The organism is Rhodanobacter sp. UC4437_H4 (genome assembly GCF_052978425.1).
Map to the genome: position 1 here is coordinate 2,158,338 of NZ_CM129673.1, position 14,172 is coordinate 2,172,509.

The 14,172-nt window shown below is 70.0% G+C and carries 11 protein-coding genes; 5 read left to right on the plus strand and 6 right to left on the minus strand.

The annotated features are described in order from the left end of the window. Positions 1–10 precede the first annotated feature (10 nt). The 5 genes from ACVCL3_RS09995 to ACVCL3_RS10015 form a co-directional block, all read right to left on the minus strand. Complete coding sequence (locus ACVCL3_RS09995) at positions 11–1,384, minus strand: AMP-binding protein (protein WP_447101155.1); 1,374 nt, start codon at positions 1,382–1,384, stop codon at positions 11–13. Between the two features lie 97 nt (positions 1,385–1,481). Beyond that, positions 1,482–2,054, minus strand: a complete 573-nt coding sequence (locus tag ACVCL3_RS10000) for an L-threonylcarbamoyladenylate synthase (RefSeq protein ID WP_447101156.1) — start codon at positions 2,052–2,054, stop codon at positions 1,482–1,484. Beyond that, positions 2,054–4,552, minus strand: coding sequence for a DNA topoisomerase I (locus ACVCL3_RS10005; RefSeq protein ID WP_447101157.1), 2,499 nt, complete (start codon positions 4,550–4,552; stop codon positions 2,054–2,056). The genes ACVCL3_RS10000 and ACVCL3_RS10005 overlap by 1 nt, the downstream gene beginning before the upstream one ends. A gap of 82 nt (positions 4,553–4,634) precedes the next feature. After that, entirely contained in the window at positions 4,635–5,780 is a 1,146-nt protein-coding gene (gene dprA, locus ACVCL3_RS10010; RefSeq protein WP_447097530.1) for a DNA-processing protein DprA, read from the minus strand. 86 nt (positions 5,781–5,866) lie between these two features. Beyond that, on the minus strand, positions 5,867–6,988 hold the full coding sequence (locus ACVCL3_RS10015) for a LysM peptidoglycan-binding domain-containing protein (RefSeq protein ID WP_447097531.1): 1,122 nt from the start codon (positions 6,986–6,988) through the stop codon (positions 5,867–5,869). Between the two features lie 188 nt (positions 6,989–7,176). Here ACVCL3_RS10015 and def point away from each other — a divergent pair, with 188 nt between their 5' ends. The 5 genes from def to ACVCL3_RS10040 all read left to right on the plus strand — a co-directional run bounded on the left by def (position 7,177) and on the right by ACVCL3_RS10040 (position 13,075). Continuing rightward, the gene (gene def, locus ACVCL3_RS10020) at positions 7,177–7,686 is read left to right on the plus strand and encodes a peptide deformylase (protein WP_447101158.1); all 510 of its coding nucleotides are present in this window, start codon (positions 7,177–7,179) and stop codon (positions 7,684–7,686) included. Positions 7,687–7,697: 11 nt separating this feature from the next. Next, positions 7,698–8,624, plus strand: a complete 927-nt coding sequence (fmt, locus tag ACVCL3_RS10025; protein WP_447101518.1) for a methionyl-tRNA formyltransferase — start codon at positions 7,698–7,700, stop codon at positions 8,622–8,624. After that, positions 8,621–9,922, plus strand: coding sequence for a 16S rRNA (cytosine(967)-C(5))-methyltransferase RsmB (gene rsmB, locus ACVCL3_RS10030; RefSeq protein WP_447097533.1), 1,302 nt, complete (start codon positions 8,621–8,623; stop codon positions 9,920–9,922). Before fmt ends, rsmB begins: the two co-directional genes overlap by 4 nt. A gap of 98 nt (positions 9,923–10,020) precedes the next feature. Next, positions 10,021–11,730 (plus strand): ArnT family glycosyltransferase, encoded by a 1,710-nt coding sequence (locus ACVCL3_RS10035; RefSeq protein ID WP_447097534.1) that lies wholly within the window; start codon positions 10,021–10,023, stop codon positions 11,728–11,730. A gap of 67 nt (positions 11,731–11,797) precedes the next feature. After that, positions 11,798–13,075 carry an O-antigen ligase family protein gene (locus ACVCL3_RS10040; protein ID WP_447101159.1) on the plus strand — a complete coding sequence of 426 codons (1,278 nt, stop codon included), beginning with the start codon at positions 11,798–11,800 and terminating at the stop codon, positions 13,073–13,075. Between the two features lie 18 nt (positions 13,076–13,093). Here the strand turns inward: ACVCL3_RS10040 and ACVCL3_RS10045 are convergent, their stop codons facing one another. Continuing rightward, positions 13,094–13,990: a glycosyltransferase family 2 protein gene (locus tag ACVCL3_RS10045; RefSeq protein WP_447101160.1), complete on the minus strand. Its 897-nt coding sequence runs from the start codon at positions 13,988–13,990 to the stop codon at positions 13,094–13,096. Between the last annotated feature and the right edge of the window lie 182 nt (positions 13,991–14,172).

The following is a 14,172-nucleotide window of genomic DNA, read 5'->3' on the forward strand; positions in this document are numbered from 1 at the left end:
CGCCCGGGCGTCAGCCTGGCGGTTGCAGCAGCGCCAGCAGTGCCGCGCGCGGCAGCTTGCCGGTTTCGTTGCGCGGCAAGGCGGCCACCCGCTTCAGCGGGCGTGGCAGGAACAGCGGATCGATCGCGCGACGCAGCGCGTCGAGGATGGCGTGCTCGTCCAGCTCCGGCGCCACCACCAGCGCGGCGATGCGGTGCACGCCGAGCGCGTCGCCGTCACCGTGCTGGAACACCACGCCGTCGCGCACGCCGGGAATCGCCAGCAGGCGGCGGGTGAGGTCGGCCAGCGAGGCGCGCTTGCCGGCGATCTCCAGCATGTCGGCATGCCGTCCGCACAGGCGGAAACGGCGGCCGTCGCGCGACAGGCTGACCAGGTCGGCCAGGCTGACCGGCGCGCCGAGCTGCGGCGCCTCGACCGCGGTGCCATCGGGTTGCGGGTGCAGGGTCACGTCGTCGTACAGCAGCCAGTCTTCGTCCACGGTGGGGCGGCGGCTGGCGAATACGCAGGTTTCGGTGGAGCCGAACACTTCCAGCAGTGGCGCGGCGAAGCGCTGCTCGGCGGCGCGCGCCAGCCCGACCGGCAACGGCGCGGTGGCCGATACCATCGCCGCGACCGCCGGCAGCTCGATGCCCGAATCGATCAGCGCGCGCAGATGCACCGGCGTGGTCACCAGCACCCGCGGTGCCGGCACCGCGGCCAACGCGGCGGCCACGTCGGCGGGAAAGAACGGGCGGCCGGTGTGCACGCCGACATTGCCCAGCAGCGGCAACAGCACCGACATCTCCATGCCGTACATGTGCTGCGGCGGTACCGTGGCGACCAGCTCGAAGCGCTCGCCGACAATGGCATGCAGCCGCGCCAGGTTGCCCGCGTTGCTGGCGTGGAAACTGCCCCAGGTCTTCGGGTTCGGCATCGGCGTGCCGGTGGAGCCGGAGGTGTAGCCGATCGCCACCACCCGGTCGGCCGGCAAGGTCGGCCAGGGCGCCTCGACGTGCGCCGGTCGCGGCCCGTCGAACGACGGCAGTTGCTGATAACCGGGCGGCGCCGGGTCGAGCCGCTGATCGCCCAGCGCGTGGCACCCGGGGTGAGCCTTCATCACCTCGTCCACCGCCTGCGGCGCACGCGAGGACGGCAGCAGGTTGGCCTGGCCGCGCAACGCCACCGCGCAGAACGCGACCAGGAAGGCGTAGCGGTCCTCGCACAGGTTCACCACCGCCGGTGCGTGCGGCAGCGACGCCGCCACCGCGCGGACCTCGGCGAGGAAGTGCCCGGCGCTGATCGCCTCGCCCTCCCGCCAGGCCACCACCCGCGCCGGGTCCGCAGCCGCCAGCAAGGGCAGCAGCGGTGGAAGCTCGCGCTGGCGCGGGTCGTGGACGGTAACCAAACGGCTGTCTCCGTGGATGCTCAAATGGCGTGCGGCAGCATCGCGCCGCCACGCGGACGGTGGCGTGAATGCCCCGACGTGCGCTCCCCCCGCACGTTCAGGCGCGGATGATAGCGCCCGAAAGTGCGTCGCGAATCACCGTGGGGCTGGATTGGCCACCCAGCGGGGCATCCAGCAGGCCGTCCAGGGTATCGCCGAAATACTCGGCCACGGTCTGCGCGGCGCGGGCCGGCGGCTGCCCGTGCGGGTTGGCGCTGGTCGACACCAGCGCGCCGCCGAAGGCACGGCACAGTAACGCCGTCGGTTCGTGCGCGCTGACCCGCAGCGCGACGCCGGCATGCGCGCCGGCCACCCAGTCGGGCACCCATGCCGAGCGCGGGAAAATCCACGTGTACGGCCCCGGCCAGCTGGCGCGCACCTGCCGCAGCACCGCATCGGGCACCGCCGCGAAGTCGATGCAGGGTTCGACCTGGCTGAAGTCCGCCGCGATCAGCAGCACGCCCTGCGTCGACGGGCGCTGCTTCAGCGCGAACACCCGCTCGAACGCGCCGCGGTCGAACGGATCGCAGCCGAGGCCGAACACCGCCTCGGTCGGATAGGCGAGCACGCCGCCGCCATGCAGCAGTGCAGCAGCAGCATCGACTTCGTCGAGCGTGAAACGCTGCAGCATCAGGCGCCGGCCTTGCCGGCAAGAGACTTCTTCGCCGCGGTCTTCTTCGTGGCGGTCTTCTTCGCTGCGGCTTTTTTCGCGGCCGTCTTTTTCGCCGGCGCCTTCTTCGTCGCGGCCTTCTTCACTGCGGCCTTCTTCGCCGGCGCGGCCTTCTTCGCGGCGGCTTTCCTGGTCGCCGTCTTCTTGCCGAAGCGGCCCTTCTTCACCGGCGCGGCGGCAAGCAGTTCGAGGCACTGTGCCTCGGTCAGCAGCTTCGGTTCCTGCTCCTTCGGGATGCGTGCGTTCTTCTCGCCATCGGTGATGTAGGCACCGTAGCGGCCATTGAGCACCTGCACGCCGTTACCGAAATCGAGAATCATCCGGTTGGCCAGCATCTCCAGCTTGTCGGCCACCAGTTGCAGCGCACGCGGCAGTTCGATCGTGTACGGATCATCCTCGGGCTTGAGCGAAGCGTAGATGCTGCCCTGCTTCACGAACGGGCCGAAACGGCCGATGCCGACGCTGACCTCGTCGCCGTTGTCCGCCTGGCCGAGCTGGCGCGGCAGCTTGAAGAGCTCCAGCGCCTCGGCCAGGCTGATCGTGTGCATGCTCTGGCCCGGGCGCAGCGAGGCGAACTGCAGTTTCTCGTCGCTGTCCTTGTCGCCGATCGCGGCATACGGCCCGAAGCGGCCCAGCCGCACGAACACCGGCTTGCCGGTCTTCGGATCGCTGCCCAGTTCGCGCGCACCGGTGGCCTCGCTGCGGTCGACCGACTCGGCCTTCTCGTCCACCTGCTGCTTGAACGGCAGCCAGAAGCGCTGCATCAATGGCACCCAGGCTTCCTCGCCGCGACTGACCGCGTCGAGCTCGTCCTCCAGCTTGGCGGTGAAGTCGTAATCGACGTATTGGGTGAAGTGCTGGGTGAGGAATTTGCTCACCGCGCGACCCACGTCGCTGGGCTTGAAGCGGCGGCTGTCGAGGAACACGTATTCGCGGTTCTGCAGTACCTGGATGATGCTGGCGTAGGTCGACGGGCGGCCGATGCCATGTTCTTCCAGCGCCTTGACCAGGCTTGCCTCGGAGTAGCGCGGTGGCGGCTCGGTGAAGTGCTGGTCGGCGACGATCTCATGCAGCGGCACCGCCTCGCCTTTCGCCAGCCGCGGCAGGCGGCGGCCTTCGTCGTCGTCCTCGGCGGTCTTCTGGTCGCGGCCTTCCTCGTATACGGCGAGGAAGCCGGGATCGACCACGGTGGTGCCGCTGGCGCGGAACGAGGCGTCGCCACCGGGGGCGTCCGGCAACGCGAACTCCACCGTGACGGTGTTCAACGTGGCATGGATCATCTGGCAGGCGACGGTGCGCTTCCAGATCAGCTCGTACAGCTTGCGCTGGTCGTCGTTGAGGAAGGCGGCCACCGATTTCGGCGTGTGCATCGCCGAGGTGGGGCGGATCGCCTCATGCGCTTCCTGCGCATTCTTCGACTTGGTCTTGTATACCTGCGCCGCGTCCGGCAGCGCCTTCGCGCCGAAGTCGCGGGCAATCAGCTGGCGCAGCTCGGCCATCGCGTCGTCGCCGAGCATGGTCGAGTCGGTACGCATGTAGGTGATCAGGCCGACGTTGCCCTCGTCGCCCAGCGCCACGCCTTCGTACAGGCCCTGCGCCACCTTCATCGTGCGGCTGGTGGTGAAGCCGAGCTTGCGCGCAGCCTCCTGCTGCAGGGTGGAGGTGGTGAACGGCGCGGCCGGGCGGCGCTTGCGCTCCTTCGAGGTGACGTCGCTGACCGTGAGCTGGCCGCGTGCGGCCTGCTTCAGCGCCGCACGCGCGGCTTGGGCATCGGCTTCGTTGGTGAGGTCGAACTGCTCGAACTTCTTGCCGTTGAGACGCGACAGCCGCGCACTGAAGTCGCCTTCGACGTGCTTGAGCTGCGCTTCCACGGTCCAGTACTCGCGCGCCTTGAACGCCTCGATCTCTTCCTCGCGCTCGACGATCATGCGCAGCGCCGGCGACTGCACGCGGCCGGCGGAAAGCCCGCGCTGCACCTTGCGCCACAGCACCGGCGACAGGTTGAAGCCGACCAGGTAGTCCAGCGCGCGGCGCGCCTGCTGCGCGTCGACCAGGTCGTGCGAGAGCTGGCGCGGCGCGGCCACCGCGGCCTTGATCGCCTTCGGCGTGATCTCGGAGAACACTACCCGGTGCAGCTGCTTGCCCTTGGTCAGGCCGCGCTCCTTCAGGATCTCGCTGATGTGCCAGCTGATCGCCTCGCCTTCGCGATCCAAGTCGGTCGCCAGATAGATGTCGTCAGCCTCCCGAGCCGCCTTGGCGATCGCGTCGACGTGTTTCTGGTTGCGCTCGATCACCTCGTAGGCCATCGCGAAACCGTGCTCGGTGTCGACCGCGCCCTCCTTCGGCTTCAGGTCGCGCACGTGACCGTAGGATGCGAGGACCTGGAAGTCCTTGCCGAGGTATTTGTTGATCGTCTTGGCCTTGGCCGGTGATTCGACGATGAGCAGGTTTTTTGCCATGAAGCGGGATATCCAAAAGTGAACCACCGGCGCTTCCGTGCCGGACATATATATAGTTGAAACCACGCCATGGCTTCGGCTGTCAAGCCCGCAGGGACGTGGGCATGACCTGGTAGGCGTTGCCCGACCGGCGTTCGATGCGCCCGTCCAGTTCCAGCATCAGCAGCATCGAGGACAGTGCCGCGGCCGACAGCTCGGTGCGCTGCACAAGTTCATCCATTGTCGCCGGTTCGTGGCCAAGTGCGGACAACAATCGTCGATAATCGGCGTCCGCCGCGGTCGCCGTCGTGACGGTTCCGACCTCCTCGCCACCCAGCCGAGCGGCCAGTTCGAGGCCCAGTGAACGCGCCGCGGGGGCCAGCAATTCGACGATTTCCGCCGCGCATTCCACCAGTCGCGCGCCATCGCGGATCAGCCGGTGGCAGCCGCTGGCCAGCGGATTGTGGATCGATCCTGGCAGCGCGAACACCTCGCGGCCCTGCTCGGCGGCCAGTCGCGCGGTGATCAGCGAACCCGAACGCAGCCCCGCCTCGACCACCAGCACCCCCAGCGCCAGCCCGGAGATGATCCGGTTGCGGCGGGGGAAATGGTCGGCCCGCGCCGCCGTGCCGGGCGGAAATTCGCTGACCAGCGCGCCGTGTTCGACCAGGCGCCGGGCCAGCGCGTGGTGTTTGCGCGGATACACCCGATCGGGCCCGGTACCGATCACCGCCAGCGTCTTCGCGCCGGCATCCAGTGCGGCGGCGTGTGCCGCGCCGTCGATGCCGTCGGCCATGCCGCTGGTGATCGTGAAACCCGCCTCGGCCAGCGTACGGGCGAACGCCCGCGCGTGCGCCATGCCGCTGGCGCTGGCTGCGCGCGCGCCGACGATGGCCACCTGCGGATGCAGCAGCAGGCTCGCATCGCCCGCCACGAACAGCACCGCCGGCGGCTGCGGGATGTGCTCCAGTTGCGGCGGGAAATCCGCATCCGTGCACCGCAGCAGCCGGTGGCCGGGCTCGGCCAGCCAGGCCAGGTCCTGCGCCAGGCGCGCCTCGTCCGGGTGCTCCAGCCAGGCCAGCGCGGCGGAATCGAGCCCGGCACCGTCACGGCGCAACTGCGCCAGCGCGGCATGGATGTCGCCGTCGCCGCGATCCAGCCACTGGCGCAGGCCGCCGGGACCGAGCCCGGGCGTGCGCAGCGCGGTCAGCCAGGCGCGGTGGTCGTCATCAGGGTGCGGATCATGCATGCCCGGGAGTGTACGCAGCGACCGCAGACGAAGACGGCGCGGTGGTGGCCGCGCCGTCGTGTAGGAGGATGCCGTTGCGATGGCCGCTATTCGGGCATGGTCAGCCGGCCGCCGGCGTGTACCGGGCGCAGGCTGTCCATCACCAGGCCGTAGCTGACCCGGTCGAAGGTGCGGAACACCATGACGTGGCCGACGTACTCGTCCGGCAGCTTGACTTTTTCGCCTACGCCGCGGTTCCAGCTGTTGCTGGCCACATCGTCGTGGATGGTCTCGCCGGGCTCGAAGATCGAGAACGTGGTGCCGTTGTCGACGCCGTCGCGGGCACCCACCGAGAGCAGCACCACCTGGCGCGAACCCGCCGCGCGCAGGGCGTCGGCGAAACCGATCACCTTGGCGTCGGCCGGCAGCGACTTCGGCGCATGCGGGTAGTAGTACGCGTCGTACGGATGCTCGTCGATCGGCATGATGCGGTCGCCGCTGCGGATCTCGCGGGTGGAGTCGAGCAGCAGCAGGGTGGCCGGATCACCGGTGCGCAGGGTCTCGGCGGTGCCGATCACCGTCACCTCGACGCCGAGGTCGTCGCCCTTGCCATAGTGGCCGTCGTTGCGCGAATCCTCGCGCCACGGCGCATTGACCATTGCCGCGTTGCTGTCCAGGCCGTGCGCCACCAGGTCGGCATCGGCCGGATCGTTCTGGTCGAAGCCGCGGAACACGTGGCTGGGCCGCACGATCGCCCAGCGCTGGCCCGGCTCGCCCTGCAAGCCGCGCACGTAAAGGTTCTGGCCGACGGCGCCGCGCAGGCGGTTCTCTTCCAGGCCGACCACGTAGGGCGCGGAGCTGACCGCGTTGGAATCCATCACCCGCATGTCTTTCAGGAACATCTTCAGCTGGCTGAGCGGAATCGCCGGCACCGCCTCGCCTTCGCGATGCACGCCGGGCTCCAGCCGCAGGCTCGGGCCGTTGATGAAGGACAGGTTGAGCACGTCGCCGGGATAGATCAGGTGGGGATTGCGCACCTGCGGGTTGGCCTGCCAGATCTCCGGCCACAACCACGGCTTGGCCAGGAATTTGGCGGAGATGTCCCACAACGTGTCGCCACGGCGAACGGTGTAGCTGTCGGGGTGATTGGCACGCAATTGCGCGCCCGCGGCATAGACGGTCAGGGTGACCAGCATGCCGGCCAGCAACACGATTGTCTTTCTGATCATTGGCGGGAATCCCCCTTCCCCAGATGCTCGGTCGAGTGTAACCGAATGGTTAACCCGCGCAACCGGCGCGGGTTGGCGAAAATCGTCTGCGCTCGCGTGCTTGCCGACGTACAATGATGCACATTCTAGATCGCGTCGGGGTGGGATTTTTACCAAGTCGCCCGCACTTTCGACGCCGAGGTGATGCCATGTCCGTACTTTCCATCCTGGAGTTCCCCGACCCGCGCCTGCGCACCCGCGCCGCGCCGGTCACCGCGTTCGACGCGAAGCTGAAGCAGTTCGTGGCCGACATGTTCGAAACCATGTACGCGGCCAACGGTGTCGGCCTGGCCGCCACCCAGGTCAACGTGCACCAGCGGGTGCTGGTGACCGACATGAGCGAGGGGCGCAACCAGCCGCTGGCGCTGATCAATGCCCAGCTGCTGGAAAAGGATGGCTCGCAGGTCTACCAGGAGGGCTGCCTGTCGTTTCCCGGCTTGTACGCCGACGTCACCCGCGCGCTGAAGGTGAAGGTCAAGGCGCAGGACGTGGACGGCAAGGAGATCGTGGTGGAAGCCGAAGGCCCGCTGGCGGTGTGCATCCAGCACGAGATGGACCATCTCGACGGCAAGGTCTTCGTCGATTACCTGTCGCCGCTCAAGCGCAGCCTGCTGCTGAAGCGGCTCGACAAGCAGCGCAAGCAGGCGGCGGGTGCTTGAGTAGCGCCGGCCTGCGGCTGGCCTTTGCCGGCACCCCCGAATTCTCCGTGCCCTGCTTCGAGGCGTGCCGCAACAGCGGCGCGGAGCTGGTGGCCGTCTATACCCAGCCCGACCGCCCGGCCGGCCGCGGCCGCAAGCTGGCGCCCAGCCCGGTCAAGCAGGCCGCACTGGCCGCCGGGGTGACCGTGGAACAGCCCGAGTCGCTGAAATCCGCCGACGTGCAGCAGCGGCTCGCCGATTACCGCCCCGACCTTTTGGTGGTGGTCGCCTATGGCCTGATCCTGCCGCGCAAAGTGCTCTCGATCCCCCGCCTGGGTTGCTGGAACGTGCACGCAAGCGTGCTGCCGCGCTGGCGCGGTGCCGCGCCGATCCAGCGCGCAATCCTCGCCGGCGACGCCGAGAGCGGGGTCGACCTGATGCAGATGGAGGCCGGCCTCGATACCGGTCCGGTGCTGTTGCGGCGGCGCACCCCGATCCGCCGCGACGACACCGGCGGCTCGCTGCACGACCGCCTCGCCGCGCTGGGCGCCGAGCTGCTGGCCGAGGGCCTGCGTCGTACCCTGGCGGGCGAGACGCTGGTCGCCACGCCGCAGCCGGCCGACGGCGTGACCTACGCGCACAAGCTGGACAAGGCCGAGGCGAAGCTCGACTTCCGCCGTCCGGCCATCGAGCTGGAACGCCAGGTGCGCGCATTCGACCCGTGGCCGGTAGCCGAGGCGGAGATCGCCGGCGAATCGCTGCGGATCTGGGCCGCGCGCGCCATCGAAGTGGACCACCATGCCGCCCCGGCCAGTGTGCTGGCGGCCGGGCGCGAAGGCATCGACGTCGCCTGCGGCAGCGGCGCCCTGCGCATCACCGCGGTGCAGCGCGCCGGCGGCAAGCGCATCGGCGCGACGGACTACCTCAACGCCCGCCCCGACCTGCGCCCGCGCCCGTGAAAACCGATACCCGCGCCCTCGCCGCCAGGGGTCTGGCCGAGATCGCCCTGCGCGGCGCCTCGCTGCGCGAAGTGATGGAGCGCAACGCGCCGAGGTTGGCCGATCCGCGCGACCGCGCGCTGCTGATGGCCCTGCTCAGCGAAGGCGCGCGCTGGTGGCTGCGCTTCGACCCGGCCATCGACGGCCTGCTGGAGAAATCCCTGCGCCCCAAAGACCCGGCGGTGCATGCGCTGCTGGTGCTGGGGCTGGTGCAACTGGAAATCCTCGAACTGCAGGATTACGCCGCCGTGGCGGCCACCGTGGAGGCGGTGCGTGCGCTGAAGCGCCCGCAGCTCGCCGGCCTGGTCAATGCCGTGCTGCGCCGCTGGCAGCGCGAACGGACCGCGCGGCTGGCCGCGCTCGACGCCAACCCCGCCACGCGCCACGCCCACCCCGCCTGGCTGGCCGCGGCGCTCGAACGCGACTGGCCGCAACAGGCCGCCGCGGTGATGGCGGCCGACAACGGCGAGCCGCCACTGATGCTGCGGGTCAATCGCCGGCGCTGCCAGCGCGACACGCTGATCGGCCAACTGCAGGCTGCCGGTCACGCGGCCAGCGCCCACCCGTGGCTGGCCAACGCGCTGGTGCTGCCGCACAGCACCGACGTCACCCGGCTGCCCGGCTTCGACGCCGGCCACTTCGCGGTGCAGGACGGTGCCGCCCAGGTCGCCGCCGACCTCGCCGAGCTGCGCGACGGCCTGCGCGTGCTGGATGCGTGCGCCGCGCCCGGCGGCAAGGCCTGCCATCTGCTGGAGCGCGCCGAGATCGACCTCACCGCGCTGGAGTTCGAACCCGCGCGCGCCGAACGCATCCGGCAGAACCTGATGCGGCTGCGGCTGGACGCGAAGATCGTGGTCGGCGACGCCGGCGTGCCCGCGCGCTGGTGGAAGGGCCAGCTGTTCGACCGCATCCTGGTCGATGCCCCATGCTCGGCAACCGGCGTGCTGCGCCGGCGACCGGACGTGCGCCTGCACCGGCGCGAGAGCGATATCGCCGCGATGGGCGCGCAGCAACGGCGCATCCTCGCCGCGCTGTGGCCATTGCTGGCGCCGGGCGGGCGGCTGGTCTACATCACCTGCTCGGTGCTGCGCGCGGAGAACGAGGCCGTGGTCGGCACGTGGCTGGCGCAGCAAGCGGATGCCCAGGCCGTGCCGCTCAGCCTGCCGATCGGCCAGGCCGCCGCGGTGGGCTGGCAGATCCTGCCCGGCGACGGCGATCTCGACGGCATGTATTACGCGGTGGTGCACAAGCGCGGCTGAGCACCTCGCGGCCGCGCCGCCACAGGGCGGGGCTGTGCGGGATCGCGCCGGCCGTTTATGCTTGCCCTCCCTGTCCCCGCAGCGGAACTCCCTTCATCGTGAATCCCCCGGTGCCCTTGTCCCGCGCCCGTCCGTTGTGGTTGCGCGATGCCCGTTGGGAGCTGGTCGTGTTCGGCGCGTTCGCCTTGCTGGTGCTCGGTGCCGGGCTGGGGTTGCGCGATCCGTGGCCTTCGGACGAACCGCGCTTCGCGCTGGTCGCGCAATGGATGGTCGAGCACGGCCAGTGGCTGTTCCCGCACCGCGGCCACGAGCTGTACCCGGACAAGCCGCCGGTGTTCATGTGGCTGCAGGCGCTCAGTTACTACCTCACCGGCCACTGGCGCATCGCCTTCCTGCTGCCCTCGCTGCTCGCCGCGCTGGGCGCGCTGGCACTGGTCTACGACCTGGCTCGGCGGCTGTGGGGTCACCGCAGCGCGCTGCTGGCCGCGGCCACGCTGCTGGTCACGATCCACTTCACCTACCAGATGCGCAACGCGCAGATCGACCCGCTGCTGCTGGGCTGGATGACGCTGGCCAACTACGGCCTGCTGCGCCATCTGCTGCTGGGGCCGTGCTGGCGCTGGTTCGCCGTGGGCTGTTTCTTCGCCGGCGTGGGCGTGGCGACCAAGGGCGTGGGCGTGCTGGCCCTGCTGATGCTGGTGCCGTACATGGTCGCGCGCCGCGGCCACTGGCGGCACCTCGCGCTGCCCACCGGCGGCTGGCGCTGGGCCGGCGGGCTGGCGCTGTTCTTCGTCGCGATCCTCGGCTGGCTGCTGCCGATGCTGCTGATCGCCCATGCCGACGGCGACCCGCAGCACGCCGAGTACGTGCAGAACATCCTGTTCGGGCAGACCGTGCACCGCTACGCCACGCCCACCGGCCATATCCATTCGCCGTTCTACTTCCTCGGCATCATCGTGGTCGACTGGCTGCCGCTGTCGCTGCTGCTGCCGTGGGCGCTGCCGGCGTGGTGGCGCCGGCTGAAACGACGCGATGCGCGTTTCCTGCTGCCGCTGGGCTGGGCCGTGCTGGTGCTGCTGTTTTTCTCGCTCAGCCCCGGCAAGCGCGACGTCTACATCCTGCCGGCGCTGCCGATGGTGGCGCTGGCGCTGGCGCCGCTGCTGCCCGGCCTGCTGCGCCGGCGCGGCGTGCGCATCGCGGTATTCGCGCTGACCGTGCTGCTGGCCGGCACGCTGGCCGCCGCCTCGGCGCTGGCGATCCATCGCCACCCGGCCTGGGCGCTGAAGATCGAACAGAGCCTGGACCCGCGGATCTGGTGGATGCTGCTGGCCATCGGCGTGGCTGGCCTCGCCATCGCCGCGCTGACGCGGGTGCGCCGCGCGCCGCTGGGATGGCTGCTGTTCGCCGGCGTGCTGTGGAGCGTGTATGGGGTGTGGGGCTATCCGCTACTCAACGGCGACCGCTCGGCGCGCGACGTGATGGTCGAGGCGCGCGCCATCGCCGGCCCGCAGGCCACGATCGGCCTGCTCGCATGGAAGGAGCAGAACCTGCTGATGGCGCAGGGCCCGGTGACCGAGTTCGGCTTCCGCAAACCGTGGCCGCGGCAGTACGCCGAGGCGATCGCCTGGCTCGAGGGCGATCCCGCGCAACGCTGGATCTTCAGCCTGGACGAGGCGATGGGCGCTTGCGTGGATCGCGCGCGGGCGATCCATGTCGGCCACGCCAACCGCCGCGAGTGGTGGATGTTCAGGCACGACGCGGTAATACCCGGGTGCATCCCGCGTACCGCAGGCGACGACGACGAATGAACCGCACCACTTCCTCTCCACGCCGCCCAGCCTGTCTCGCGGCGGTCTTCGCGAGTGTGACGCGCGCATGACCGATACCCGCCTCGCGCAGGTGTTCGCGCGCCCCGGGCCGGCGTGGGCAGTGTCGATCCTGCTGGCCCTGATGCCGCTGTCGTTCTCGATCGACTGGGGGATCAAGGCGCTGCCGCCGGCGCTGCTGTTCCTGCTTGGACTGGCGCTGGTGGCGAGCACCGCCTCGATCCGGCGCAGCTATCGCGCGGCGTGGCCGCCGGTGGCGGTGGCGCTGGCGATGATCGGATTCGTGATCTTCAACGTGCTGCTGCACGACCTGGGCTGGCGACCGCTGGATCGCCCGGCGCACATTCTGCTGTTCCTGGTGGTGGCGGCGTGCTTCAGCCTGCCGTTGCGGATGCGCGTGGTGTGGGCCGGTTTCAGCCTCGGCGCCATCGTGCTGGGCGCGGCCGCCGTGGTGCAGGCCTACGCGCTCGGCATCGACCGTCCGCACGGCCTCAATGGCGGCCCGTCGGCCTCGATCGAACTGGCCACGGTGTTGCTGGGCCTGTCGACGATGGCGCTGGTGCAATTCCTGGCGCGCGGCACGGGGCGCCGGGAACGCTGGCTGCATCTGGTGGCGATGGGCTGCGCCATGTACGGCGCGCTGCTGACCCAGAGCCGCGGCCCGCTGCTGGCATTTGCGCCGGTGTTCCTGCTGCTGGTGCTGCTGCACGCGCGGCGCTGCGGACACTGGCGCTCCAGCCTGCTGCTGGTCGGTGCCGTGTCTGTGGTGGCCGGGACCGTCACCTTCGGCATGCGCGGCGAAATGGTGGAGCGGTTCCAGGCCATCGCGCCGGAGGTCACCCGCTTCGACCATAGCCAGGCCACCCGCGGCGCCGTGATCGAGCGGCTGGAGATGTGGCGCACCGCGGCGCGCGCCTTCGGCGAACACCCGCTGGTGGGCATCGGCGTGGGCCAATTCGACGCGTATACGCGCGAGGAGGTCGCCGCCGGCCGCAGCCATGCCGCGATCGAACGCTACAACCAGCCGCACAACGAGTATCTGGAAGCGGCCGCCACCGGCGGCGTGCCAGGTCTGCTGGTGCTGCTGGCGGTGTTCCTGGTGCCGCTGCGCTACTTCAGCCGGCGCGTGCTGGATGCGGACGACGAAGTGGCGCTGCCGGCCGCCGTCGGCGTCGGCGTGATCGCCTTGTACATGCTCTGCGCGCTCACCGACGCGGTGTTCTACCGGGTGATGACGCAGTCGTTCTATTTCTTCGTGGTGCTGGGGCTGGCGCTGCGACTTGCCTGGCTGCGCCACCGCGAGCCGCCGCGGGTGGCCGCGGCCTGACCGACGCGGACGACCATCCTACGCAGTGGCGGCGGCCGGTGGCGCGGCCACGTGACCCACGTGCATCGATGCCCGCAACGGGGTCGGTGCAACGACCGCGCGCAGGTCGAGCGGCGCGACGGCAAACTCGTCGCGGTACTGCTCGACGCCGCGTTCGCAACGAACGAGGTTGCGCTGCCGCGTCTCGGCCAGGATGCGGTCGTTGGGGTTGTCCACCAGGTGCTTGCGGGTGGGGTGGTAGAGATGGACCGCCAGCGCGCCCAGGCGCAGGTCGCGGCGCAGCAGCCCGGCGTGGAAGGCGCGCACGGCCAGTTCGGTATCCTCGCGACCCCAGCCGGTCATCGCTTCGTTGAAACCGTTGAGGCGCAACAGGTCGTCGCGCCAGAAACCCATGTTGCAACTCTTGATCCCACGCTGGCGCATGCTCGGACGGGCGAACAGATGGGCGAGCAGCGGGAGGCGCACGGTGTGGCGGCGACGGTCGATGCCGCGGCGGAAGAAATCCGGAAAGGTCGGCCCGCGGCCCAGCATCTCCTGCACCGAGCGGGCATCGGTGAGCACGCGCGAACCCTGGGTGAAGCAGCCGTGCCGGGCGAAGCGGCGATGGTCGGCGATGAAATGCCGCTCGACCACCATGTCGCCGTCGAGCAGGATGATGTAGTCGCCCTGCGCGGCGGCGATTGCGCGGTTGCGCGCGCGGCTCATGCGCGCACCGTCGTCGGGCTGCCACAGGTGCACCAGCCGCACCGGATAGTCGTGCGCCAGGCGTCGCAGCAGTTCGCTGGTGGCCGGGCGCGAGCCGTCGTCGGTGACGATCACCTCGTGCGGCAGTTCGGTCTGGCTGGCCAGCGCGCGCAGCACCAGTTCCAGCGCCTCGGGCCAGTTATAGGTGATCACGGCAACACTGATGCGCATGGCATGCCCCCCACAGCGGTACATGAAGACTGCATTGGATGCGGCCTCCGGCCGCTGGCGGACGCGATGTTCCGCTTCCATGTCTCGCGTCGGACGATCCGCGCCGATATCCGGCTTGCGGCGAACCTGACGCTGACTGTGGGCGCCCTGCGCCCCTTACGCCGTCCCACGGCAACCGCTCC

Bases quoted from the DNA above. Each gene is read 5' to 3' on its own strand.
- ACVCL3_RS10000 (WP_447101156.1), bottom strand. From the start codon at position 2,054: ATGCTGCAGCGTTTCACGCTCGACGAAGTCGATGCTGCTGCTGCACTG.
- ACVCL3_RS10005 (WP_447101157.1), bottom strand. From the start codon at position 4,552: ATGGCAAAAAACCTGCTCATCGTCGAATCACCGGCCAAGGCCAAGACG.
- dprA (WP_447097530.1), bottom strand. From the start codon at position 5,780: ATGCATGATCCGCACCCTGATGACGACCACCGCGCCTGGCTGACCGCG.
- ACVCL3_RS10015 (WP_447097531.1), bottom strand. From the start codon at position 6,988: ATGATCAGAAAGACAATCGTGTTGCTGGCCGGCATGCTGGTCACCCTG.
- def (WP_447101158.1), top strand. From the start codon at position 7,177: ATGTCCGTACTTTCCATCCTGGAGTTCCCCGACCCGCGCCTGCGCACC.
- ACVCL3_RS10040 (WP_447101159.1), top strand. From the start codon at position 11,798: ATGACCGATACCCGCCTCGCGCAGGTGTTCGCGCGCCCCGGGCCGGCG.
- ACVCL3_RS10045 (WP_447101160.1), bottom strand. From the start codon at position 13,990: ATGCGCATCAGTGTTGCCGTGATCACCTATAACTGGCCCGAGGCGCTG.